Source organism: Streptacidiphilus fuscans, from assembly GCF_015690355.1.
GTDB lineage: Bacteria > Actinomycetota > Actinomycetes > Streptomycetales > Streptomycetaceae > Streptacidiphilus > Streptacidiphilus fuscans.
Window position 1 is genome coordinate 349661 of the sequence record NZ_JADPRT010000006.1, and the last position, 25474, is coordinate 375134.

Annotated in this window: 15 protein-coding genes; 12 read left to right on the forward strand and 3 right to left on the reverse strand. The window is 70.6% G+C overall.

Annotated elements, in window-relative coordinates; genetic code table 11:
* The first annotated feature begins 5 nt into the window (after nucleotides 1–5).
* The 11 genes from I2501_RS17450 (at nucleotide 6) to I2501_RS17500 (ending at nucleotide 15545) form a co-directional block, all read left to right on the forward strand.
* The gene (locus tag I2501_RS17450; RefSeq protein ID WP_328806421.1) at nucleotides 6–200 is read left to right on the forward strand and encodes an MbtH family protein; all 195 of its coding nucleotides are present in this window, start codon (nucleotides 6–8) and stop codon (nucleotides 198–200) included.
* Nucleotides 197–1183 carry a TauD/TfdA family dioxygenase gene (locus I2501_RS17455; protein ID WP_196194958.1) on the forward strand — a complete coding sequence of 329 codons (987 nt, stop codon included), beginning with the start codon at nucleotides 197–199 and terminating at the stop codon, nucleotides 1181–1183. The genes I2501_RS17450 and I2501_RS17455 overlap by 4 nt, the downstream gene beginning before the upstream one ends.
* Nucleotides 1180–5802 carry a non-ribosomal peptide synthetase gene (locus I2501_RS17460; protein WP_196194959.1) on the forward strand — a complete coding sequence of 1541 codons (4623 nt, stop codon included), beginning with the start codon at nucleotides 1180–1182 and terminating at the stop codon, nucleotides 5800–5802. Before I2501_RS17455 ends, I2501_RS17460 begins: the two co-directional genes overlap by 4 nt.
* Nucleotides 5796–6632 (forward strand): O-methyltransferase, encoded by an 837-nt coding sequence (locus tag I2501_RS17465; protein WP_196194960.1) that lies wholly within the window; start codon nucleotides 5796–5798, stop codon nucleotides 6630–6632. The genes I2501_RS17460 and I2501_RS17465 overlap by 7 nt, the downstream gene beginning before the upstream one ends.
* On the forward strand, nucleotides 6622–7239 hold the full coding sequence (locus tag I2501_RS40620) for a phosphopantetheine-binding protein (RefSeq protein WP_196194961.1): 618 nt from the start codon (nucleotides 6622–6624) through the stop codon (nucleotides 7237–7239). Before I2501_RS17465 ends, I2501_RS40620 begins: the two co-directional genes overlap by 11 nt.
* Complete coding sequence (locus I2501_RS17475; protein ID WP_196194962.1) at nucleotides 7232–11239, forward strand: non-ribosomal peptide synthetase; 4008 nt, start codon at nucleotides 7232–7234, stop codon at nucleotides 11237–11239. The genes I2501_RS40620 and I2501_RS17475 overlap by 8 nt, the downstream gene beginning before the upstream one ends.
* A complete protein-coding gene (locus I2501_RS17480; protein ID WP_196194963.1) occupies nucleotides 11236–11835 on the forward strand; it encodes a hypothetical protein in 600 nt (199 codons plus the stop codon). Before I2501_RS17475 ends, I2501_RS17480 begins: the two co-directional genes overlap by 4 nt.
* A gap of 57 nt (nucleotides 11836–11892) precedes the next feature.
* Nucleotides 11893–12690, forward strand: a complete 798-nt coding sequence (locus I2501_RS17485) for a phytanoyl-CoA dioxygenase family protein (protein ID WP_196194964.1) — start codon at nucleotides 11893–11895, stop codon at nucleotides 12688–12690.
* 61 nt (nucleotides 12691–12751) lie between these two features.
* Nucleotides 12752–13663 (forward strand): amidohydrolase family protein, encoded by a 912-nt coding sequence (locus I2501_RS17490; protein WP_196194965.1) that lies wholly within the window; start codon nucleotides 12752–12754, stop codon nucleotides 13661–13663.
* Between the two features lie 125 nt (nucleotides 13664–13788).
* Nucleotides 13789–14208, forward strand: coding sequence for a YciI family protein (locus I2501_RS17495; protein WP_196194966.1), 420 nt, complete (start codon nucleotides 13789–13791; stop codon nucleotides 14206–14208).
* On the forward strand, nucleotides 14208–15545 hold the full coding sequence (locus tag I2501_RS17500; protein WP_196194967.1) for an RNA polymerase sigma factor: 1338 nt from the start codon (nucleotides 14208–14210) through the stop codon (nucleotides 15543–15545). Before I2501_RS17495 ends, I2501_RS17500 begins: the two co-directional genes overlap by 1 nt.
* Nucleotides 15546–15607: 62 nt before the next feature.
* Here I2501_RS17500 and I2501_RS17505 read toward each other — a convergent pair whose 3' ends face one another.
* Both I2501_RS17505 and I2501_RS17510 read right to left on the reverse strand, forming a co-directional pair.
* Entirely contained in the window at nucleotides 15608–17149 is a 1542-nt protein-coding gene (locus I2501_RS17505; RefSeq protein WP_196194968.1) for a peptidoglycan-binding protein, read from the reverse strand.
* Between the two features lie 128 nt (nucleotides 17150–17277).
* The gene (locus I2501_RS17510) at nucleotides 17278–20790 is read right to left on the reverse strand and encodes a fibronectin type III domain-containing protein (protein WP_196194969.1); all 3513 of its coding nucleotides are present in this window, start codon (nucleotides 20788–20790) and stop codon (nucleotides 17278–17280) included.
* A 580-nt stretch (nucleotides 20791–21370) separates the two neighbouring features.
* Between I2501_RS17510 and I2501_RS17515 the strand changes: the two genes are divergently transcribed.
* Complete coding sequence (locus I2501_RS17515) at nucleotides 21371–24082, forward strand: fibronectin type III domain-containing protein (RefSeq protein WP_196194970.1); 2712 nt, start codon at nucleotides 21371–21373, stop codon at nucleotides 24080–24082.
* Nucleotides 24083–24174: 92 nt separating this feature from the next.
* Here I2501_RS17515 and I2501_RS17520 read toward each other — a convergent pair whose 3' ends face one another.
* The gene (locus I2501_RS17520; protein WP_196194971.1) at nucleotides 24175–25473 is read right to left on the reverse strand and encodes a zinc ribbon domain-containing protein; all 1299 of its coding nucleotides are present in this window, start codon (nucleotides 25471–25473) and stop codon (nucleotides 24175–24177) included.
* Nucleotide 25474 lies beyond the last annotated feature (1 nt).

Below are 25474 nucleotides of genomic sequence, written 5' to 3' on the forward strand. Positions count from 1 at the left end.
TTGCAGTGAAGGACGAGTATCTCGTCGTGGTCAACGCGGAGCAGCAGTACTCGGTCTGGCCCGCCGGACGCGACGTTCCGGCCGGATGGGACGTCGTCAGCGAACCGATGGACCAGGAGAACTGCCTGGCTCATATCGAGAGTGTCTGGACGGACATGCGGCCCGCGTCGCTTCGCGCACTGCCGGGTCGGGCATCGTGAGCGGCTCGGTCGCCGAGATCCGAATGGATCCGGAGGAAGTCGCACCGCTGCTGGAGGAGCTGCGCAGCAGGCCGTTCCTGAACGGCCGTTACGACGCCTTCCAGGACGAGCCCTCCACCTGGACGGCGATACCCGAGAGGGCCGCCCGCTGTCTCGAGAGCATGCGACGCCGGGAGCATCCGGTCGCGGCGGTGATCCGCGGCATCCCGATCGACGACGAGGCCATCGGGGCGACCCCGTTGGACTGGTCCGATCCGACCTTCCGTCAGCGCACGCAACATCTCGAGCTGCTCGCCGTCGCGTTCGCCACCAGCCTCGGCGAAGCGTTCGCCTGGGACCGGCAGCAGGACGGCCGGGTGGTGCACGACGTCTTCCCGATCAAGGAACATGCGGACCAGCAGATCAACTCGGCCAGCACCATGCGGATCACCTGGCATGTCGAGGATGCCTTCCATCCACACCGGCCCGACTACGTGATGCTGCTCTGTCTGCGCAACCCGCAGCGTGCGGCCACCACGTTCAGCCTGGCCGACGACTGGGACCTTCCCGACCACGTGGTGGACGAGCTGTTCACCCCGCAGTTCCGCCAGCTTCCCGACATCTCGCACAGCATCGACGTGGCCGAGACAGAACCCCGCGCGCTGTTGTTCGGCGACCGCCGCCACCCGTACGTCTGCGGCGACCCCTACTACCTCTCGCCCGTCGACGAACGGCTCCAAGCCGTGCTGAACCAGTGGTATTCGGAGGTCGAGCGCACGATGCGCGACATGGTCCTGTGCCCCGGCGACCTGCTCATCCTGGACAACTACCGCGCGGTGCACGGCCGGGCGCCGTTCGAGGCCCTGTACGACGGCCGGGATCGCTGGCTGAAGCGGCTCTGTGTGAGCCGCGACCTACGCCGTAGCGCGGCCGCCTGGGTCCAGGGCAACCGGAGGTTGCTCGACAGCACGGCACTGGCCTCGACCGCGGTGGTGAACGCGTGACCGGACGCACCGTTCTCGACGCCTTTCACGACCAGGTGGACGCGCGGCCGGAGGCGATCGCCGTCCGCTGGGGCGACGAGACGTTCACCTACCGAGAGCTGTCCGCCGCCGCCGCGGCACTGCGCGACAGGATCGTCCCGCTTCTGGCGGCAGACACCGCCGAGCCCCGGGTCGCCTTCTACGGCGACCGCGATCCGTCCCTCGTGGCCGCGGTGCTGGGGATTCTGGAGTCCGGCGCCACATTCGTCGGCATCGACCCGACCTGGCCGACGGCACGGCAGCACGAGGTGCTGCGGGACTCCGCAGCCGCCGTCCTGGTCCTGGGGGCCGGGACTCGCCCCGAGGAACTGCTCGACACATGCACGGTTCCGCTCGTGGATGCCGTGTTCGCACATGACTACGCGTCAGCGGCGCCGCCTGTCCGGTTGCCGGGCAGGTCGGCCGCATACCTGGTCTTCACCTCGGGCTCGACCGGCCGCCCTAAGGGCGTCGTGGCGGAACACGCCGGAATCCTCGCCACCGTCCAGGCCCTCCGCAGCCGCTGGCAGACCACTCCTGAGGATGTCGTCCTCCAGTTCTCACCGGTCTCGGTCGACATCCTCTTCGAAGAGCTCTTCGTCGCACTGACAGCGGGAGCCTCGGTCTCGCTCCCTGGAGCGGAAGCGTTCTCGGACTTCGACGCCTTCGACACGCTGTTGCGCTCCCACAGCGTGAGCACACTGGACATCTCGGTGGACTTCTGGCGCGGGTGGACCCGACACCGGCTCGGCTCGGACCTCCACGAGCCGATGTCGCAGTCCCTGCGCGTCGTCGCCGTCGGCAGCGACGCCGTCCTGCCGGAGGACATCACCGACTGGCTCCGGCTCGGCCCCTCGGCCGGCCTCTACAACATGTACGGCTCCACCGAGCAGACCGTCACCTCGATCGTCGCCGGTCCGCTGCGTCCCGGCGACCCGGTGATCGCCGGCTCCATCGGAACACCGCTCGACGGGGTCGGAGCTGCCGTTCTCGACGCCCAGGGCGGGCCGTGTCCTCCCGGCGTCGTGGGCGAGCTGCATGTGTGGGGGTGGCCGGTGACCCGCGGCTACCACGGCCGACCCGGGGCGACGGCCGCGAAGTACCTGCCCTGTCCCTGGGCGGCAGGTGAACGCATGTACGCCACGGGCGACCTGTGCCTCCGACTGGTCAACGGCGAGTTCTGCTTCGTCGGCCGCAGCGGCCGACGGGTGATGGTGAGCGGGTTCACCGTTCATCCGGAGGAGATCGAGTCGGTGGTCGCCATGTTGCCGGGCGTCGGGGGCGTCCGGGTCGACCAGACGCACGACGAGCACCAGGGTTCCCTGCTCCGCTGTCGCATCGAGATCGGGACGCTCCCGTCGGACGCCGGGCAGTTCGTCCGGTCCGTCAGCGACGCACTCACCGCGAAGCTGCCCGCTCCGTCACTGCCCAAGCGCTACGAGCTCGTCGCGGAGGGCTCTCCCGTCGCGGTGCTGACGCCGGCGGGGCGGCCACTCGGCACCCCTGCTGACGCACCCGCCACCGAGAGCTCGCCGGTCATCACCGGCGCGGCGGCGCAGCTCTGGAGCGAGCTGCTCGGCAATCAGGAGTTCACCCCGGCAGACAACTTCTTCGACCTGGGCGGCAACTCGGTGCTGTCCGCCCAACTGCTTGCGAGGATCCGCCAGGCGGGCGGTGAGATCAGCTCCGAGGAGTTCTTCCGGGAACCGACGCTCGGACGATGCGCCGCCGCTCTCGACAGGCGTGCCGGTCTCCCGCTTCCCGACTCCGCCGGCCCGACGACAGCCCCTGGCAGGCCCGGTCCGATGCCGGCCAGCATGGCCCAGCAGATCATGGCCGCTGCTGCCGACCTCGCTACCGAGCCGTTCCGTTACCACGTGGCGCTGGCCTGCGAACTCAGCGGGCCGGTGGACGACGACCTGGTGCGGCGCACACTTACGCGGGTGGCCGCCGAACACCCGGTACTGCGAACGGCGGTGCGCACCGACGGCGAGGCCTGGATCCAGGAGCTGACGGATGGACGCACGGTTCCGTTCGACGTCGTCACGGTCAAGGTGCCTGCGGCCGAGTTCCTGAACACCGGAGGCCCCGAGCTGCGACGGTTCCTGGAGCAGCCGCTCGATCTGGCGAACGGAGAAGCCCTGCGAGCCCGGCTGATCCGCGGGCTCGACGGGACAACCGTACTGATCTTCGTCCTTCACCACGCCGCGATCGACGAGGCCTCAGGACGGCTCCTCATGGAGGAGTTCGCCCGTGTCTACAGCCTGCTGGACGAAGGCGACACCGGGCCCGCCGCGACTGCGGACGACCGGTACCGCGCGTACACCGTCTGGTCGTGCGGTGAGCCGTTGCGGGAAGCCACTCGGGCCGCTGTGTCTGCCTGGTCTGCGCATCTGCAGGGGGTACCGACCGAGCCCGCCACGGTCCGTTCCGACCCTGAGGCGGCAGTCGACGACCAACTTGCCCCGCAGGGCCGCCAGTTCGAGATGACTCTCGATCCCGAGCAGTCGCGGGAACTTCGGCACCTGTTCGGCAACCTGGGCGTCACCGCCTTCCAGGGCTTCCTGGCCGCCGTCGGAGTCCTGCTCGCCCGCCACGGCACCGAACGCGACGTCGTGGTCGGCGTCCCCTTCTCCACCCGGGGCCGGCCCGAGTTCGACCGCACCATCGGCGCCTTCACCCAGGTGCTGGCGATCCGGCTCGACCTGACCGACTCGCCCACCCTTCGCGAGGTGACCCAGCGGGCCTGGCGGGCGACCGTCCGCGGCATGGATGCCGCCGTCGGCGTGGACATCACCGACGAACGCCCCGCCTACCGCTGCCTGGTGCTCGCCGACGAGGTCGAGCAGAGCCCGGTTCGCTGTGGTCGGGGGGAGCTTCGCCCCCTCGACTATCCGATCTTCTCCTCCACCTCCGAGCTCACGCTGATCCTCGGTGTGACCGACGACGGCTGCTACCGGGTCCGGCTGGTCCACCCGACCCGCAGCTACACCCCGTCCACGGTGCGGCGGTTGGCGTACGGCCTGCGGGCGATCCTGACGTCCTTCCTGGACGGGCTGGAGGCGCGCGTGCACGACGTCCGGGTACCCGCCGGCGACCTCTCCGTGCTGAACGGCCCCAGCGTCGCGTTGGAGGGCGAGGCGGCCCTCCCCCTCTGGGAGCAGATTCGCCGTCAGGCCCAGCGCACCCCCGACGCCACAGCTGTCGTCGACGGCGGGGTGCGCACGAGCTACGCCGAGCTGATGCACGGTGCCCGGTCCCTCGCCGCGACCCTCCGGCGCCGTCCGGGGGGCTACGTACCGGTCCTCGCCGAGTCCGGTCGGGGCTTGGTGGCCGCGATGATCGGGGTCGGCATGGCCGGCAAGGCCTTCGTGCCGATGGATCCCGAGTGGCCGACGGACCGGGTGAGCACGCTCGTCCAGCAGGTCGACTGCGCCGCGGTACTGACGGGCGACGGAGTGCAGGCACCTGCCGGGATCACCACGCTTCCGCTCGACGAGGTCCTCTCCCTACCTGAGGACGAGGACGAGCCCGAACCTGTGCCCGGCTCACTTGACGCACCCATGTACGCGATCTTCACCTCGGGCAGCACCGGCATGCCCAAGGCCGCGGCGAACCACCACCGCGGCGTCGTGAACCGGGTCGCCTGGATGACGCGGGAGTTCGGCCGTTCTGCCGCGGAGACGGTGCTGCAGACCACGCCGCCGACCTTCGACAGCTGCGTCTGGGAGTATCTGTGGCCGCTGACCGTGGGCGGTCGGACCGTGCTCACGCGCACCGCCCAACTCGGCGACGCCGACGCGCTGTGGTCGTTGGTGATCCGCGAGCGGGTGCGGACGCTCGACCTCGTGCCGACCCTTCTCAACGTCCTCCTCGACGCGGTCGGGCGCAGCCCGCTCGACGACGTCGAGCAGAGCTCGTCGGGCGCGGCAGGCATGCACCAGCTCCGCCTGATGATCGTCGGGAGTGACCGACTGCCGCCGGCTCTGGTGCGCGCGGTGCACACGCAGCTGCCGGATCTCCGCATGGTGAATCTCTACGGCCCCACCGAAGCGTCGATCGGGTCCGTCTTCCATGACGTCGCGGCGGCGACGGGGGGCAGCGTGCCCATCGGAGTGCCGATCGCCAACACCAGCGCCGTGGTGCTCGACGAGCTGCGCAGGCCCGTGCCGCACGGCGTGGAGGGCGAACTGTACCTCGGTGGCGACTGTGTGGGGCTGGGCTACGTCGGCGACGAGGCTAGGACCCGGCGGGTGTTCCTCACCGACGGGGTCAGCGGCGCTTCCAACGCGCGAAGGCTCTACCGGACCGGCGACCGCGCGAGGGTCGGCACGACCGGTCGTCTGGAGTTCCTCGGCCGGGTCGACTCACAGGTCAAGGTCAACGGCGTGCGTATCGAACTCGACGAGATCAACGCGGCGTTCGAGAACGTCGCCGGGGTGGCCGAGGCCGCCGTGGTGGTGCATTCGGACGGATACGACCCGGGCCTGCTGCGCCGTCTGATCGGAGACGCCCTCAGCGGGACGAGCGAGGAGGTCGCGGTGAAGATGCTGGCGGACATCAGCCGTGCGAACACCGGAGTGGGAGGCCCGACGTGCTGAGAAGGAATCCGAACTACTCGCTGGAGCTCGTGCTCCGGCGCGACGCGTACATCGACACGCCGAGCCCGGAACAGCGACGCTGGCTGGTCGACCAGTGCCTGAAGGAGTGCGTGCAGCAACTGGACCACAACGACGAGATCGCCCACCGTTTCGTCAGCGGCTCGGTGCGCCACGGGATCGACGGCGAGTGGCGCGGCAGCGAGGCCAACTACACCGGCTCCGATCTGCTGATCGAGGGCCAGCAGGTGATGCAGGACTGGGAGGCGCCGCTGATGCGTCGCATGGCCCAGCGGGTGGCCGGCTGCGGCGGCGACATCCTCGAGGTCGGCTACGGACTGGCACTGTCCGCCGAGGCCATCCAGGCCTGCTCACCGCGGTCGCACACCATCATCGAGTACAACCACGAGGTCTACCGGAAGGCGCTGCGCTGGCGGGCGGATCGGCCGGACAGCGACATCGAGATCGTCCACGGCCCGTGGCAGCAGCGGATGCCGGAGCTCGGCGACTTCGACGGCATCTTCTGGGACGCCTTCCCGACGAGCGAGGCAGAGTTCGAGCAGTACGTACTGCGCGACAGCGCGGTCGCGGAGGCGTTCTTCGCGGCGGCCGCCGCACACCTGCGTCCAGGTGGCTGTTTCACCTACTACACCAACGAGCTGGACAGTCTGAGCCGGCACCACCAGCGTGCCCTGCTCCGCTACTTCGACTCCTTCTCCGTCGAGGTGGTCGACGGCCTCCAGCCGCCGCCCGACTGCGAGTACTGGTGGATGGACCGGATGGCGTTGGTCGTCGCCCGCCGATCCGAGGAGGGGGCGGACGGTGGGCGTTGACGCGCTGCTCGCTGAGCTGACCTCGGCGGAGTTGGAGGAGTTCTGCCGACGGCACCTGCCCGACGCCCTCGCGCAGGCACCGAAGGTCTCGCGACTGGTCGGCTACTTCGTTCCCGACCAGGCCGCACCACGGGCAGCCGAGGACATCGCCGCGGACCTCGCCCGCCGGCTGCCTCCCGCACACGTCCCGCGGGTCCTCGTCCCGCTGGAGAGCATGCCCAAGCTCGCCGGCGGCAAGGTGGACCGGAAGACCCTGGCAACGCGCCCGATCCTCGCCCCCGAGCGCTCGGTCGGCGCACCTCCCACGGACGACCTCGGCCGCTGGGTCCGCGGGGTCTGGAGCACCGTGCTGAGCGCACCGGTGGGGTCCGTCACTCTCGAGTCCAGCTTCTTCGAGGTCGGCGGCACATCACTCGACGCCATCAAGGTCTCGGCCCGGCTCACCCGCGTCCTCGACCACGACGTGCGCTCGGCCTGGCTGCTGAAGCGCCCCGTACTGCGCGGCTATCTGGAACTCCTGCGCGCCGAACTCGCCGACACACCGCACTTCGAGGAGATCTGCGCGGTGGCGGCCCGGGTCTACGGCGAAGGCGGCGCAGATGCCTGACGAGGGTGAGTTCGAGATCTTCGGCCGGCTCTCGCTGGCGCAGCGGATGCGGCTGCTGGCGAAGCTCGTCGGCGATCCGCTGGCCGGGCCGCAGGTGCGCCCGTCCGCCGAACAACGGCGCATGCTCGTACTCGAGCAGACCGACCAGTCCGGCAAGGGCTACACCCTCACGTCGGCCTGGTGGATCGACGGCCCCTTGGACGTCGACCGGTTCCGCACCTGCGTGGAGACGGTGCTGAACCGGGAGTGGACGCTGCGTCAGCGGTTCGTGTCCCTCGACGGGGAGACGTACCAGCTCACCTCGGCTGTGCCGATCTGCCTCGAGTTCCCCGACGAGACCGGCACGGCCATGCCGTCGGCAGCCGGGGAGATCGAAACGGACGTACTCGACGACCTGTCGGGAGGTCCCATCGATCCGATGACCGAACCCTTGGCACGGGTCCGGTTGCGACGGTCCACCACGGGCGCGGCATACCTGTTCACCCTGTGCGTGCACCACGCGGCAGCAGACGGGTCCTCGCTCAGCATGCTGCTGGACCGGATATCCAGCGCCTACGAGAGTGACAGTGCTCTCGCGGCCGAGGCCGGACCGTCCGACGGATTCGTCCACCACCTGGCAGCCCAGGCCGGATATCCGGGTTCGGCGGAGCACCGGGCGGACCTTGCGTTCTGGCGCGAGCAGTTGGACGGCCTCCCCGAGGCCGTGTCGTTCCCGCCCGTACTCGACGGCGAGAGGGATGACACGGGCGGCGATCGCCGGGTCGTGTTCACGCTTACTCCGGAGGAGATGACCGCGCTCTCCGCGTGCGCCGCCGAGCAGCAGGCCACCCTCGTCCACGTGGTGCTCGCCGCCTACCACCTGGTGCTCTCGCGGTTCTCCGGCGCAGGGGACATGGCCGTCGGCGTGCCGACGAACATCAGGGGCTCGCGCCGACTCCGGGATGTCGTGGGAGATTTCGTGAACACACTGGCGATCCGCGTGCGCGCCGAGGCCGGGACGTTCGAGGAGCATCTCCGGACGGTCCGGGACACCGCCAACGAGGCGCTGCTGCACCAACTGCTTCCGTTCGACGAGGTCACGGCCGTCGTGGGCCGCACCGGGCGATCCGTCCGCGGCGGAGCTGTGTGTTCCGCCTTCCTGTCCGTCGAGCCCTACAGCCTGAGCGGGTTCACACTCGGTGGGCTTCCCTGCCTGGACGTCGAGCCCCGCGGGTTGACCGCCCCGTGGGGCGATGTGTCGTTCTTCCTCCAGCCGAACCCGTCGGGCGGAGCCGTCGGGGAGTTCGTCGTCGCCTCTGACGTCATGGACTCCGAAATCACGCGCGCCGCCGCGGAGCATCTGCACGACGTACTGCGCGCGGCCCCGCTCGCCGCCGGAGTTCCCCTGCCCGAACTCGGCCTGCGCCCCGGCGCGAGCACAGCGACAGGTGACGTCACCCCGCTCGGGGACGGCCCCGCCTTCAGCCACCTGGCCGAGGTGGTGGAGAACACGCCCGAAGCGGTCTGCGTACGCGACCGATCGGGCGACCTCACCTATGCCGAGCTCTGGAACGCGGCCACCGAGACGGCCCGGGGCCTGGTGCGGATGGGCGTCCGGCCGGGCGATCCGGTCGCAGTGCCGGCCACCCACGACCGATGGCTGGTCGTCAGCCTCTACGCCACGCTGCTCGCCGGAGGCGTCTACCTGCCGGTCGGGACGACGCTGCCGGAGGCCCGGCTGCGGGAGATCGCCGCCGAATCCGGGGCAAAGCTCGTCCTGCAGCCCGGGCACACCGCGGTCACACTGCCGGGCGTCCCGGACGTGAACGTCGACGAGGCCAGGCGAGCGGGTTCCGGGGTCGGGGTCGGGGTCGGGGTCGAGGCGACGTTGCCCGATCTCGTCCCCCACGATGCCGCCTACCTGCTGTTCACCTCAGGATCGACCGGGCGGCCCAAGGGCGTGCTCAACTCCCATCGGAGCTTGGACGCGTTCATCCGATGGTGCCTTCGCTCGTACAGCAGGCAGGAGTTGAGCTCGGTCCTGGGCTGCACTCCGGCAACGTTCGACATCTCGCTGTTCGAGCTGTTCGCGCCGCTGGCCGCCGGCGGCACCCTCGTGCTGGCCGATGACCTCTTCACACTGCGCAACCATCCCTTGGCGGACGAGCTGACTCTGATCAACACCGTTCCGTCCCTGATGAAGGAGTACCTGGCGGGCTGGGACCTGCCGTCGAAGGTGGAGACCGTCAACTTCTGCGGTGAGACGCTCCCGAACGCGCTGGCCCAGGAGGTCTACCGGCGGGGAAGGTCGGTCGCGCGTGTCCACAATCTGTACGGCCCCAGCGAGGACACCGTCTTCTCCACGGTCTGGTCGGTGCCACGTGGCTGGACCGGAGCCCTGCCGATCGGCCGACCGTTGGACAACTCGGGTGCGACGGTGCGCGATCTGGCCGGCCGGCCGGTCCCCGAGGGTGCCCCCGGCGAGCTGGTGCTCTTCGGCGCCGGCCTCGCCGACGGATACCTGAACCGGCCCACCGAGACCGCCGCCCGGTTCGTTCCCCACGAACAGGGCGTCAGCCGCCGCGCCTACCGAACGGGCGACATGGCCCGGATGCGGCCGGACGGATGCCTGGAGTTCCTCGGCCGTGCCGACCGGCAGATCAAACTCAGAGGTCTGCGCATCGAGCCCGGCGAGGTGGAGCTCGCCGTCATGGCCCTGGAACCGGTCACCGGATGCGCGGTCGTGCTCGCCGACCTCAACGGCGAGCAGACCCTCATCGCCTACGTGGCTCATAAGGAACCGGCACCGGACGACCCCGCAGGCCTGGGGGAACCACAGGAGTTCGAGGAACGGGTCAGGGCCCACGTCGCCCGGCGGCTGCCGAGGTACATGGTGCCTGCACGCGTCATCACGGTTCCGGCTGTCCCGCTGACGTCTTCGGGCAAGCTCGATCTCGCTGCCCTCCCCCGGCCGTCGACGACTGCGCCACTTCCGAGCAGCGGGGCCACCACCCCGCTGGAGGAGGTGATCTGTGGGCTGTTCGCCGAGGTCCTGCGCCTCCCGGCGGTGGACCCCGCCGACGGGTTCTTCGCTCTGGGCGGCACCTCGCTCGGAGCCATGCGCCTCGCCTCGCGGCTGCGCGACGTCTGCGGTCGCGAGGTCAGCGCCGCAACCCTGTTCCGGGCTCCGACTCCACGCGAACTCGCCCACCACGTCAGGCAGTCCACGGTGGCCGAGGTCGGCGACATCGTGTTGATCCGCTCCGGCGAGGGCCCGGCGCTGGTCTGCCTGCCGCCCGCAAGCGGCAACACCCTCTGTTACTCCGCCCTGGCCGCCGAGCTGCCCTGGACGGGTCCTGTGTACGTCGTCACCGCGCCAGGACTCGCAGACGACCGTCCGATGGTCACGTCGGTCGACGACGCGGCCGAACAGGCCTGGTCGACCGTGCGGTCGGCCGGCGTCGACGACATCCGCGCACTCGTCGGATACTGCTTCGGCGGCACCGTCGCGGGTGCCATGGCCCGCATCGCGGCGGCGGAGGGCCGTCCGGTGCCGGACCTTGTCGCCGTCTCCGCGGAGCGCGTCGGCCGGCTGACGAAGTCGTCCGAGGCCGACCTGATCGGGGACTACGGAGGGGCTCTGGCGCAGGCGGCCGGGCTGCCCGAACCGACGGAGCCCCCCGGCCGGTGGACCCTGGACGAACTGCTGAAGTGGGCCGACCGGGCCGGGATCACCGGTCCCGGGATGACCCCGGACGAACTGGTCCGTGGCTATCGGACATGGGCCAACAACGAGGCTGCACAAGCCTTCTACGCTGCCGAGCCGATCGCGGTCCCGGCACGTGGCCTGTTCGTCGGCGCGGCCCGGAGTGCGTTCGACGCGTCGGGCCAGTGGGCGGACGTCTTCGCGAAGGGCCTCGATCGACGACGGGTGGACGTCACACACGACGAGATCATGCGTGTCCCGCACGTGGGAGACGTCGCAGCGCTCGTGCAGGCCTGGCTCGAGGGGGCCAGGTGAGGGCGGCGGAGGCGATCGCCCTCATCTCCCGCGGCTGGTTCGTGACAGGCCGTCTGGAGGACGGTGTCGACCACGTGGAGTGGGTCCGCCCCGGTCTCCGTGCGCTCGTCGACACGGAGGGGCGCAGGCGGCGAAGGTACCTCGCCACCGCCCGCCGCGAGGTCCGGACGCACGGCTTCACGACCACCCTGGACACCGAGTTCGAGTCGGTACTGGCCGCCTGTGCCCAGCCGAGGGGCAAGGACGCCACGTGGATCACGCCGGCGGTCGCCGACCTGTACCGCGAACTGCACAGCGTCGGGGTGGCACACAGCGTCGAGATCAGGCTGAGCGAGAACGGGGTCGTCGGGGGCGCACTGATCCTTGCGCTCGGCGGCTGGATGTCGATCGAATCCCTCTTCCACACCGTCCCGGATGCGGGACACGCAGCCATGCTGGGCGCGGAGGACTTCCGGCTCTCCCACGGAATCCTCGTGACCGATCTCCAGCTCATCAGCCCGTTCCTCCGGCAGATGGGCGCCATGGAGGTCCCCTTGAGCGCCTATCTCAGCCTGCTCGACCTGTGCATCAACCCGGGCGGGAACGCGGTCGACTGATCACGGGCGCGCGGGACTGGCGGGTCTGACGAGTTTCGAGAAGGAGCAGGAGCGGTCGTGCCGGAAAACGACGCAGCATTCGACCAGGAGAAGAAGACGTACGACGACGCCGGCTGGTGCCGCGGCCCGCAGCTGATCGACGCAGAGACCATCGGCAGGGTACGCGGCGCCGTCGACGGGATAAGCCGGACAAGACGACCCGAGGTCGTCTACGAGAGCGGTACCGACGTCGTCCGTGCCGTTCACGGCTGCCATCTCTACGACGACACGAGCGCGCGGCTGGTGAGGTTCCCGCTCCTGGTCCGCCTTGCCGAGTCCCTCGTCGGGGACCGGGTCTACGTGTACCAGTTCAAGGTCAACCTCAAGCAGCCCCACGACGGCGCAGCGTGGCCCTGGCACCAGGACTACGCGTTCTGGAAGCACGAGGACGGGATGGCCGACGACCATGCCGTCAACATCGCAGTTCTGCTCGACGAGGCGCACGAGGACAACGGCCCACTCCTCGTGCTGCCCGGAACACATCGCCTCGGTCTGCTCGGCGACAGCGACGCGCGCAGCGGGGACTGGCGCCGGCACGTCTCGGCGGACCTGGAGTACACCGTGCCGTGGGACCAGGCAGCGCAGTTGGAGAGGGATCACGGCAGAGAGCTGCTGACCGGACCGGCAGGCTCGGTCTTCGCCTTCCACCCCAGCATCGTGCACTCGTCCTCCGTCAACAGCTCGGCGGACCGCAGGGCCATGCTGCTGATCACCTACAACGCGGTGCACAACGCCGTGACGTCGTCGCCCCGCCCCGGATTCCTGGTGGGAACGGACATTCAGGGGGTCATCGCGGCCGAGGACGACCAGCTGTAGGCGTGGCGAGTGCGAGGAGCCGGGGTGGACGTGCCCCTGCCCCACGGGCGATCGTGAGCCCATGAACGATCACCACGTGTCGACCGCCGCGTCGCCCGCCGCAGAGGCCGACGAGGTCCGCCGGTTCTGGCGTGGCCTCGGGCTGCCCGGGCTGGTCGACGTGCACACGCACTTCATGCCGGAGCGCGTGCTGCGCAAGGTCTGGGACTACTTCGACACGCAGGGGCCGCTGACCGGCGGGCTGGAGTGGCCGATCACCTACCGGCAGGAGGAGGCCGAACGCAGCGCCGTGCTGCGGGCGTTCGGGGTGCGCGCGTTCACCTCGATGCTCTACCCGCACAAGCCCGGCATGGCCCGCTGGCTGAACGAGTGGGCGGCCGACTTCGCCGCGCGCACGCCCGGGTGCCTGCACACGGCGACCCTCTTCCCCGAGCCCGGCGTCGAGGCGTACGTGCGCGAGGCGGTCGAGGCGGGGGCGCGGGTCTTCAAGGCGCACGTGCAGGTGGGGGCGTACGACCCGGCCGACGAGCTGCTGCGACCGGCCTGGGGCCTGCTCGCCGAGGCCGGGATCCCCGTGGTGATCCACTGCGGCTCCGGGCCCGCGCCCGGCAAGCACACCGGCCCCGAGCCGGTCGCGCGGGTGCTGGCGCGTCACCCGGAGCTGCGGCTGATCGTCGCGCATCTGGGCATGCCCGAGTACGAGGACTTCCTGGGCCTCGCCGAGCGGTTCGGGCAGGTGCGGCTGGACACCACCATGGCGTTCACCGACTTCACCGAGAAGCTCATGCCCTTCCCACACCGGGCGCTGCCCCGGCTCTCGGCCCTCGGCGACCGCGTGCTGCTCGGCTCCGACTTCCCCAACATCCCCTACCGGTACGTCGAGCAGCTCCGCGCGCTGGAACGTCTGGAGCTCGGCCCGGAGTGGCTCCGGGCCGTGTGCCACGACAACGCCGCACGGCTGTTCGGGCTGTGACGCAGGCTGTGACGCAGGACGGACGCGCGGCGGAAAATATTTCGTCCGCCGTGTCGATCCGCGTCGACGCCGTTCGACCTGGGGTAGAGAGGGTCGACGAGCGACCCCGAAACGAGGAGGCCGAGATGGCGAAGTACATGCTCATCATGCGCAACACCGACGAGTCCCTGGCCACGATGATGGAGACCCCGTTCGACCAGATGCTGGAGACCGTGGGCCGCTTCAACGAGGAGCTGATCAAGGCAGGCGTGCTGCTCGCCGCCGAGGGGCTGGACGATCCGGGCCAGGGCGTCGTCGTCGACTACAGCGGCGAGACGCCGGTCGTCACCGACGGCCCCTACGGGGAGACGAAGGAGCTGTTCGGCGGCTTCTACCTGATCGACGTGGCCTCGAAGGAGGAGGCCGTGGAGTGGGCGCGCCGGATGCCCGCCATCGCCGGGTCGCGCTGCGAGATCCGCCGGGTGCCGGGGATCGACGAGTTCCCGCAGGACAACGAGTGGATCGTCAAGGAGCGCGCCTGGCGCGAGCGGACCGGCCAGCACTGATGGCCGAACGCGCCGAGAACCCGCACGGCCCGCCCGACGGCCCGCCGCGCGGGGAGGCCCCCCGCCCGGAGGCGGCGCGGCGGGCCGTCGAGGCCGTGTGGCGGATGGAGTCCGCCCGGATCGTCGGCGCGCTGGCCCGGTACACCGGGCAGTTCGAGCTGGCCGAGGACGTCGCGCAGGAGGCGCTCGCGGAGGCCCTGGTCGGCTGGGCGCGCGACGGCGTGCCCGCCAACCCGGTGGGCTGGCTGCTGACCGCCGCCCGGCGGCGCGCCGTCGACAGCTTCCGCCGCCGGGCGGCGCGCGACGAGCGGTACGCGCTGCTGGCCAACCCCCTCGCCGAGGGCCAGGCCAGCTCCGGCGCGGCGCAGCCGCCGGAGGGCACGGACGACCTGCCGTTCGACCCGGACCAGGTCGACGACGACGTGCTGGCGCTGATGTTCGTCGCCTGCCACCCGGTGCTCTCGCCGGAGGCGCGGGTGGCGCTGACGCTCCGGGCGGTCGGCGGTCTGACCAGCGAGGAGATCGCGCGGGCGTTCCTTACGCCGGTGCCGACCGTGCAGGCGCGGATCACCCGGGCGAAGAAGACCATCGCCGCCGCCGGAGTGCCCTTCGCGCTGCCTCCCGCCGAGGAGCGGCGCGAACGGCTCGGCGGCGTGCTCAGCGTGCTGTACGTCATCTTCACCGAGGGGTCGACCGCGACCAGCGGCGACGACCTGCTGCGCCCGGACCTGGCCAGGGAGGCGACCCGCCTGGCCCGCATGCTGGCCGCGCTGCTCCCCGACGAGCCGGAGGTGCACGGCGAGCTCGCGCTGTTCGAACTCACCGCCGCGCGGTTCCCGGCCCGGACCGGGCCGGACGGGGAGGCGGTCCTGCTGGAGGACCAGGACCGCCGGTTGTGGGACCGCGCGGCGATCCGCCGCGGGATCGCCACGCTGCGGCGGGCCCGGTCCGCCGGGCGGGGGCTCGGACCCTACGGGCTCCAGGCCGCCATCGCCGCGTGCCACGACTCGGCGCCCTCGGTGGCGGAGACGGACTGGGACCGGATCGTGCTGCTCTACGAGGCGCTGGGACGTGTCGCACCGTCACCGGTGGTGGAGCTCAACCGGGCCGTCGCCGTCGCCATGGCGACCGGCCCGCAGGACGCGCTCGACCTGGTCGACGACCTGGCCGCCGCAGGACGCCTCTCGGGCTCGCACCTGCTGCCTGCCGTCCGTGGCGAACTGCTGATCCGGCTGGGCCGCACCGCCGAGGCCCGCGCCGAGTTGGAGCTGGCCGCCCGCCTCTGCGGCAACACCCGCGAGCGCGCGGTGCTGCTGCGTAAGGCGGGCGGGCTCTGACCTCAGCTGACTTCCGCAGACGTCCACGGACGTCCACGGACGTCCGCAGACGTTCGCGGACGTCAGCTCCCGGCGAGGCGCTCGGCGAGTTGCTCGTCGTAGAGGCTCTGCGGGAGCACGTTGGCGCCGCTGTTCTGGATCTGGCCGTCGCTGCCGCTGGTCAGGGTGCCGGTGCAGCCGATCGCCCAGTTGTGGGCGGTGGGCGGCTCCTGGATGAAGTAGTTGCTGGTGTCGCAGTTCCAGGCGGTGCTGTTGGCGTCGCCCCAGCCGTGACCGGAGCCCTCGGTGCCGTAGTTGGTCATGTCGAGCGAGCCCTGGATGGTCAGGTCGTCGTAGAGCGTGCCGCTCCCCCAGCGCTGGTGGCCGCCGGAGTCGTAGGTCACGTCGGTGGTCGTCGCGGTGCAGTGGGAGTAGACGTTGGGCCCGGACTGGCGCGCCTCGGTCTCGAAGGCGTGCACCTTCGTCGCGGTGACCTCGCAGCCGTCGATCAGGTTCTCCTGGCCCTGGAGGGTGTAGCCGTCCGAGCGGGCGGAGGTCGCCGTGTTGACGACCATGTCCAGCGAGCCGGTGTTGAGCACCGAGACGCGGCGGCTCTGCGAGTTGAGGCCGGTGACGCCGTTCTGGCCGAAGTGGTGGGTGTAGACGTTGCTGATCCAGGAGTCCTGGACGGCGTTGACCTCGGAGAGGCTGGAGTTGTAGAAGTCGGTGGCGTAGTTGGGGTCCGCCGTCATCGCCTGGCCGTCGGCGCTGAGGTTCTCCAGGCCGACGTGGTCGATCCGCGGGAAGGTGTAGTGGTAGACGGTCGCCTGCTCGTACTGCTTCTCCAGAGCGGTGGTCAGCGGCGCGTCCAGGGTGATCCGGTTTCCGTTGATCGCGGTGATGGTGCGCTCGGAGCGCAGGCTCCAGTTGGGGCTCCAGATGTTGGTCATCCCGACCGCGTCGATCCACGCCTGGGTGGTGGGACGCTCCACGACCACCTGGTCGCCGACGCTGAAGCCCGCCGTACTGGCCAGCGTCACCACGTGCCCGCCGACCGGGACGTAATTGTCCGTCACGTTCTCGGCCGTGCCCACGACCGAGTAGGCGGAGCTGGTGCTGCCGATCTGGATCAGCGTGCGCGCGGTGGCTCCGGTCGCGACGAGCTCGGTGTCGGCCGAGTTGCTGTCGGCGCCGCGCAGCACCACGCCGCTGGCGTCGATGCTGAGCGTCCCGGCGAGGTGGTACTGCCCGGCGGCGAGCTGGACCGCGCCGCGGAATCCGCTTGAATCCAGCGGCAGCGCCGAGGCGGCGTTGATGGCGTTCTGGATGGTGGCGGTGTCGTCCCCGCCGCTGGGCGGCGCGACGGTGAACTTGGTCGGGACGCTCGGGATCGGCACGCCGCCGCCCTCGTACCCGGCGTAGGAGTAGTCGGGGATCCGGTTGCCCTGACTGTCTTGACCGTACGTCAGGTGACTTCCGTCGTAGGTGATCCACGGACCGTTGGCGTCGGCTGCGCTCGTCGCGGAGGCGGACGGGCTCAGCATCAGGCCGGCAGCCGCCAGCAGCGTGACTGCGGTGGCGACGGCAGCGGTGGGTGCGGCAACGGTGGGGGCGGACCGTCTCATGCGCGGTCTCCTCTCTGAGTAGCTGCAGAACAGGCGTGGTGCGGTGCGGTCGGCGGGGAGGTGTGGGGCCGCTCCCCGCCGACCGCGATCATGGGAGTGCGGTCAACGGACCGCGATCAGGACGCGGATCAGCTCTGCGGCGAGCCGCTGGCGCTGTAGGCGTCCCAGTCGTAGAGGAACCCCTTGACGTTGGGCCCGTCGGTGGACGGGTTGCCGTGGTCGTCGACGAGGATGCTGGGCTGGTTGAGCGCCACGCAGATGTAGCCGTGGTCGAGCTTGTACTTCAGGTCGAGCGTGCCGATGTGGAACTGGCTCTCGGTGCTCGCCGCGGACGGGTTGAAGTTGCCGAGCACGTCCATGACGACCCGGCTGCCGGTGACGTTCATCCAGCCCTCGAAGACGTACAGGGCGGAGCTGCGCAGCCCGCTGGAGTCCGTGGAGTTGAACTCGTGGCCCATGCAGCACTGGCCGTCGTAGGGGCTGGTGGTGCCGTCGGCGATGTGCGCGCCGCTGACGGTGCTCTGAGCGGTCTTGTCGAAGGTGTCGCCCGCGAGCACGCTCCACAGGCCCATCAGGTCGCTGGAGCCGTGGCCCTGGTAGACGAACGGACGGGCGATGGCCGAGTTGGCCGCGGAGCCGACCGTGGTGAAGCAGCCGCCCGCGCTGGTCAGCCCGGCCGCGTTCAGCTGCGAGGCCACCGTCGCGTCGTTGAAGGAGCTCAGCATGGAGTCCCAGGTCGAGGCGCCGAAGAACTGGATCGCCGCGATCTCGGTGTCGACGCCGCCGTCCCGGTAGTTGGGGTTGTTGCCCTTGGAGAAATTGCCGAACCCGCAGATGCCGGAGGAGAAGTTGTTGGCGTCGTTGTAGGCGTAGTTGCTGCCGTAGCCCATGGCGGCTTCCAGCAGGCTGACCTTGTTCTGCTCGGCCGCCGTCAGCTCACTCCAGGCGGGGCCGTTCTTGAGGAGCAGCAGCGCCTGGGCGACCGGCGCCTGGCCCCACATCTCCAACCCGCCGTCGGCGTCCGGCTCGTGGCCGCCCGCGATCAGGCTGCGGACCTGGGCGAGCAGCGCGCTGTCCACGCTGGTGCCGTTGGTGGCCTTGCTGCCCGGGGCCTGGTGGTCGACCAGGGCCAGGTAGTAGAGCACCGCCGCCTCGCCGATGTTGGCCGGGTTGGTGCCCGGTCGCGGCACCGAGGAGGTGGGCGCGGCCCAGGCGAAGGGCGGCGCGGCCACGGCGCTGTCGATCAGTGCCTGGGTGAAGCCGGACCCGCCGCCGCTGCCCGAGGTCGTGCCGGTCACCGATGCGCTCTGGGCGGACTCGACACCGGCCGCGTCCACGGCGGTGAGCGTATAGGTGTGCGAACTCCCGGCGGTCAGGCCGGAGATGGTCGCGCTGGTGGTGGTCGGCGTGTCGACGACCAGGCCGCCCTCGTAGACCCGGTAGGAGACGGCCGGGTCGCTGGTGTTGGTCTCGGTCCAGCCGAGGCTGATGCTGGACGCGGTGCTGCCGGTGACGCTGAGACCGGTCGGGGTCGCCGGGGTGTTCACACAGCCGGAGGTCGTTCCGGTCACCGGACCGCTCTGCGCCGACTGGACACCGGCCGCGTCCAGGGCGGCGACGGTGTAGGTGTGTGAGGTGCAGGACGTCAGTCCGCTGATCGTCGCGCTCGTGGTGCTCGCGGTGGCCACCACCGTGCTGCCCTCGTAGACCTTGTAGGAGACCGCCGGGTCGCTGGTGTTGGTCTCCGTCCAGCCCAGACCGAGGCTGGACGCGGTGCTGCCGGTGAGCGTCAGGGCCGTCGGCACGGCCGGGGACGAACCGCCGCCGGAGCCTTGGCCGTTGACGGTCACGCCGGTCGGAGCCAGGTAGCCGGCGCTGCCGTAGTCGCCGCTGAACTGGAAGGTGACGCTCGCTCCCGGCGCGACGGTCGCGTCGGAGGAGGCGTTGGTCAGCGTCCAGTGCGTGCCGCTGGAGGTGTAGGAGGCGGGGGCGGCGCTCTCGATGTTCTCGCTGGCGTCCAGGTCGAACTGGACGTTCCAGCCGTTCACCGCCGTTGCGGACGTGTTGGTGAGGGTGACGGTGTCGGTGAAACCGCTGCCCCAGTCCTTGGTCTTGGCGATGGAGGCGGTCAACCCGCCACCCCCGCCGCCGCTTCCGGAGGTGGTGCCGGTCGCGGACGTGCTGTGGGCGGACTCGACGCCGGACGCGTCCACGGCGGTGACCGTGTAGGTGTGCGAACTCCCCGCCGCCAGACCGGAGATGGTCGCGCTGGTCGTCGTCGACGTGGCGACGACCGAACTGCCCTCGTACACCTTGTACGAGACGGCCGCGTCGCTGGTGTTCGCCTCGGTCCAGGACAGGTTGAGGCTGCTGCTGGTCGGCGCGGAAACGGTCAGCCCCGTCGGGGTGGCCGGACCGCCCGTGCCGCCGGTGGTGCTGCCGGTGACGGCGGCGCTGGGCGTGGACTCGACGCCCGACGCGTCCACGGCGGTGACCGTGTAGGTGTGCGAACTCCCCGCTCCCAGGCCGGAGATGGTGGCACTGGTGGTGGTCGGCGTGGCCACCACCGTGCTGCCCTCGTACACCTTGTACGAGACAGCCGGATCGCTGGTGTTCGCCTCGGTCCAGGACAGGTTGAGGCTGGAGCTCGACGCGGCCGACACGGCAAGGCCGCTCGGCGCCGCCGGACCGCCCGCCGGCGCCGGGGTCTGCGGGCCGTTGGTGGCGAGGCTGAAGTCGGCGAACTCGCTGGTCGTGGTCTTGGTCGGGCTCCACGAGGTGTCGTGTCCGCCGTGGAAGGTGGAGAAGAAGGCGCCGGAGACCGGCGAGGAGAACGTCTCCGTCACCTGGCAGACCTGCTTGCCGTCGCTCCAGATGGTGACGGCGCCGGTGCTGACGTTCACCAGCTGCTCGATGGTGTGCCAGTTCCCGTCGGCCGGGAAGGTCCAGTTGCCCAGGCAGACGTCCGCGCCGTAGCCGGAGCCGCTGCCGCCGTAGAAGTACAGCTCACCGTTGGGCGCGCTGCTGCTGCCGCCGCGCCACATGTACCGGGTGGACCAGCCGTTGCTGCAGTGCTGGCCGCCGCTCTCGCATCCGGGCGGGCCGCCGTACAGGCCGGGCATCTTGCCGGCCGTCTTGCCGCCGAAGTCGAAGCCGACCGGGAACTTGTAGGCGTACTTGAGGTCGATCGTCGGGCTGCTCGCCAGCGCGGACTGCCCGTTGCTGGTGAGGTCCTGGTAGAACTGCCCGCCGCCGAGCACACAGCCGCTGGAGGAGACGGTGCAACTGGGCGGACCGCTCTTGGCCGGGTAGGTCACCTGGAGCGCCTGACCGGCGGGGCTGGTGGCGTCGCTGATGGGCTTCAGGTTCTCGTAGCCCCAGTTGCAGCTGTAGGTCCCGACCGCGATCGGGCACTGCGCGGAGTCGGAGGTCAGGCCCCAACCGGAGTTCCAGCCGGACGAGTGGAACGAGTCGAACGTGCCGGTCCAGGCCGGAACGGTGGACGAGGTGGCCTGGTGCGTCTGCCCGGCCGAGGCGTCGGCCGGGGCGGTCACGGCCAGGCCGAACAGCGCGATCACCGCCAGGCAGAGCCCGATCAGCAGGGCCCTTCCCGGGGCGCGGACGGTAGTGCGTCGCTTCATCTGTGGCAACTCCTTGGACAGTCTCCCGTGAACCATCCGGCGGAATAGCGGGGTTTCCACCGAAGCAGGCGCGCCCTGCTGCGGGCGCGGCGTCTCTCCGCATGCGTCTGACGTCATGTCTGGCGGTCTGCCTGACGTAACGTCAGCTGACCTTGCGTCAGGGAGGTCCCCGCCCCTGCGGGTTGGGCTCCTGGGCGGTGGTCCGGGTCGGCACCGACCCACTACCGGTGCCGACCCGGAGTTCGAATGCGCGCATCGACTGCGCTCCTTGAGAAGGGAAGACAGGGTCACATATCTGAATAACATTCACGAATATGGAAGCCTGTCGAGAAGGTACTGGCCCTGGATGGGCATGTCAATCAGCTGTACCAAAGCTCCCCCAGCCTCCCTGGGCTATATCCGAGCCGACCTGGGCAGACCCGTGGATCGACCCAAGACATCCGATGTCTGGAAGCGCTGCGGCACCGTCAAGGGCAGAGCATTCGCAGAAATTCGTAGAAACCAGCCCTGTTAGGAACCTTTCCAAGACGATAGCTCCGATGTATAGCTAGAGCGACCCCGTCCCCACCGAAGGATGGTTATGCCTGATCCACGCAACCGGACACGTGCCGGACTGATCGGCGCGGCGACGGTCCTCGCGACCGCCGCCGCACTGCTGCTCGGCACCTCCGCCCAGGCGACTCCCGGACAGCCGGTCTACGGGCTGAACAAGGGCCAAGTCCAGGAACAGAACCGGAGCCAGGACGTCTACGTCTCCGTCCACGGCGACGACGCCGCCCCCGGCACCGCCGACCGCCCGGTCCGGACCCTGGACCGCGCCCAGCAGTTGGTCCGGGCACGCGACGGCGACCTCACCGCGGACCTGACCGTGCATCTCGGCCCCGGGACGTTCCGCCTGGACCATCCGCTGACCATGGACGCGAGCGACTCCGGCAGCAACGGCCACACCGTCGTCTGGCAGGGCACCGGCGACACCGTCCTCAGCGGCGGCCTCCAGGTGACCGGTTGGCGGCCGGTGCGCGGCAGTGCCGGGCTCTGGTCCGCCCCGGCCCCGGCGGGCCTGGTCAACACCCGGCAGCTCTACGTCGACGGGCAGCGAGAGGAACGTGCCACCGGCGCGCTCCCGGTGACGCTCACCGAGACGCCGACCGGCTACACCGCGTCCAGCGACGTGATGTCCCACTGGCGCGACCCGTCCGACATCGAGTTCGTCTACACCGGCGGCACCAGCGCGTTCAACGCCCAGGTGGAGGGCCTCGGCAACTGGACCGAGCCGCGCTGCCCGATCGCCTCGATCAGCGGCACCACCATCACCATGGCGCAGCCCTGTTGGGACAACTCCACCAAGCGGGTCATGTTCCCGGGGTCGACCCGCACGGTCAGCATGGTCGGTCCCGCCTCGCTGTCGCACAACGCCACGCCCGCGCGGGTCGAGAACGCCTTCGAGCTACTGACCCAGCCCGGGCAGTGGTACCTGGACCGCTCCGCGCACACGGTCTACTACATGCCGCGCGCGGGCCAGCGCCTGGCCGACGCCGACGTCGAGGCCCCCGTGCTCCAGCAGCTGGTCACGGCCGACGGCACCACCCAGGCCCCCGTGCACGACCTGGCCTTCCGCAACCTGCGCTTCGAGTACGCGACTTGGCTGACGCCGTCCTCGCCCGAGGGCTTCTCGGAGATCCAGGCCGGCTACACCATCACCGGCGCCGACGGCTACGCCACCGAGGGCCTCTGCCAGTTTTTGTCGGGGAGCAGCGTTCCGGCGGGCACCACCCCGCCCGCCACCTGCCCGTTCGGGGCGTGGACCAAGGAGCCCGGCAACGTCTCGGTGCAGCACGGCGAACGGGTCGACTTCTCGGGCGACGTCTTCACCCACCTCGGCGCGGCCGGTCTCGACCTCGGTGACGGCGCGCAGAACGACGCGGTGCGCGGCGACGTCTTCACCGACATCTCCGGCAACGGCGTGGAGCTCGGCGGCGTGGACCAGCCGCTGCCGACCGCCGACGCCGACCACACCCGTGGCAACCAGGTGACGGACAATCACCTCTACGGCCTGCCGGTGGAGTTCCACGGCGGCGTGGCCGTCCTCAACGGCTACAGCGAGGACGACGTCATCGCCCACAACCAGATCGACCACACCCCCTACACCGCCATCTCGATGGGTTGGGGCGGCTGGCCGGACAAGATCAAGGTGCCCGCCACGCCCAACTACTCGCACGACAACCAGGTCTCGGACAACCTGATCTACGACCACATGGCGGTCCTGGACGACGGCGGCGGCATATACACCCAGGGCATCACCGGCACCTCGATGGCCGACGGCGAGAAGGTGACGGGCAACGTCATCCACGACCAGTACGGCTTCGGCAAGGCGGTCTACACCGACAACGGCTGCACCTACGAGACCGTCAGCGGCAACGTCATGTACGGGGTCAGCTTCGCGGACGTCTCCGCCCGGCACACCGACTACCGCGACAACCTGGGCAACAACGACCCCACGCTGATCTCCGGCAACTGGTGGGAGGAGGGCACTCCGGACGGCGACAACAAGGGGCTGGTCACCCAGGGCAACCATATCATCGCCTCGCCCGCGGACGCCCCGGCGGCCGTCGTCGCGGCGGCGGGGATCGAGCCCGCGTACACGTGGGTGCTGCACGAGCGCACCGCTCCGGCGGGCGTCCCTGGCACCCCGCTGCTGGTCGGCACGTTCGCGGCCGACGGCAGCGTCTACGCGACCTGGAACCCGTCGTACCAGGAGAACGGCTCCCCGGTCGACTCCTACGCGCTGTCCGCGACCCCGGTGGGCGGCGGACAGTCCGTCACGGCCCGGATCTCCGCGGCGGACTTCCAGCGCCTCGGGTACGCCGTCATCCCGGGTCTGACCAACGGCACGGCGTACTCGGTCACCGTCGCCGCCCGCAACCGCGTCGGCACCGGTGACCAGTCGATCCCGGCCGCTCCGGTCACCCCGGGCCCCGGCTCCGGCGCGCTGCCCGGCGCGGTCAGCGGCGTCTCCGGCTACGCGGCGGCCGGCTCGGTCAGCCTGCACTGGGCGGTGCCCGCGACGTCGGGCGCCACCAACGTGATCGGCTACACCGTCACCGTCTCCGACGGGCGCACCATCCAGGTCACCGGCCGCGACGCGGTGGACACCCAGCAGGCCGGCAAGGCCATGTTCCGCGTCATCGGCGACCTCCAGCCGTCGACGACCTACACCTTCACCGTCGCCGCCGTCACAGCCACCGGGACCGGCCCCGCCAGCACCACCACGGTGACCACGACAGCGTCCTGACGGCTCGTCACCAACGCTGAGACGCCAAGGGCGCGGGGCTCCTCACGAGCCCCGCGCCCTGCATGCTGCGGTGTCCTGACTGCTACGGCGTCCTACGAGCCGTTGCCGTGCGAGCGGCCGAAGAACTCGATCTCGGCGATCGCGACCTGCTTGGTGGGGGACGCGTTGTAGGCCGACTCGATGGTGAAGCGCACCGTGACGACGTTGTCGAAGCGGAGCGGGAGAGTCTGCGGGCCGACGTTCGGGTTCAGGGTCAGCAGGGTCGTCGAGACCTTGCCGTTCGAGTCCGTGACGGTCGCCTGGAGCGTCTGCGGCAGCGCGGAGTTGCCGAGGTCGGACGCGTTGGTGGACTCACCCGGGGAGATGATCACGTCGAGCAGGTTCTCCGGCTGGTCGAACCCGGCCTGGATCCACCGGCCCGCGTCGTCACCCGTGAAACCGGGACCCCACCAGGTGTTGTTGTGCTCGTCGAACGCCAGCTCCGGCCCGTGCTGCGGGTAGGAGTTGGACGCGCTGATCTTCGACATGTCCGGCGGGACGAGGGAACGCGAGGCGAAGTGGTCGCTGACCGCCTGCGCCATCGTGCCGCTGTTGACCAGGAGCGTGATGACTGCGGCCACGACGACCGCGGCGATCGCCCAGTTGATCACCCGGCTCCAGTTGCTGCGCAGCCGGGGGCGCTCCCCGGCCCACGGGTTGCGGCGCGGGCCGAAGCCCGGCAGGCGACGCCACCAGGCGAGCTTGGGCGGGTCCTCCGGGCGGCCCTCCATCGACATCGCGCAGCGGCGGCAGAAGTGCCGGTCCGCCCGGTTGCCGGTGCCGCACCACGGGCACGGCACGCCGCCCTCGTCGCCGAGTTCGGCTCCGGGCGCCTGCACGGCCGGCCGCGCGGCGACCGGGCGTCCCGGCAGCACGGGGGCGATGGACGGTGCGACCTCCTGGTGCTGCGCCTCGATGACGGGCACCAGCAGCGCGCGGGCCCGCGCGGTCGCCGCGTCCTCGGCGTCCGCGGAGCCGACCGCAGCAGCGGCCGGGGTCGCGGACGGCAGGGGCTCGGTCGGCGTCTCGTCGGCGGACGCCTCACGCGCCGCAGGAACGGTGGCCTCGGCGGCAGATGACGATATGTCAGTTTTGGCCTCGTCGGCAGCCGGGGACGGAGCGGCGCTGGCCGACTCGGCGGGAGCTGCGGGAGTCGCAGGGGCCGTGGGCTTCGCGGCAGGAGCCGCCTCGCTGCCGCCGCTGCGCGACGCGCCGCTGGACGAACTGCTCGACGTCCAGGTGAGGACGGCTCCGCAGCCGTCGCAGAAGGACTGGCCCGGAGTGGGCGGCGTGCCGCACTCGGGGCAGGCCTGCAGCCCGCTCCCGGACGCGTCGGCGTTCTGGCTGGTCACC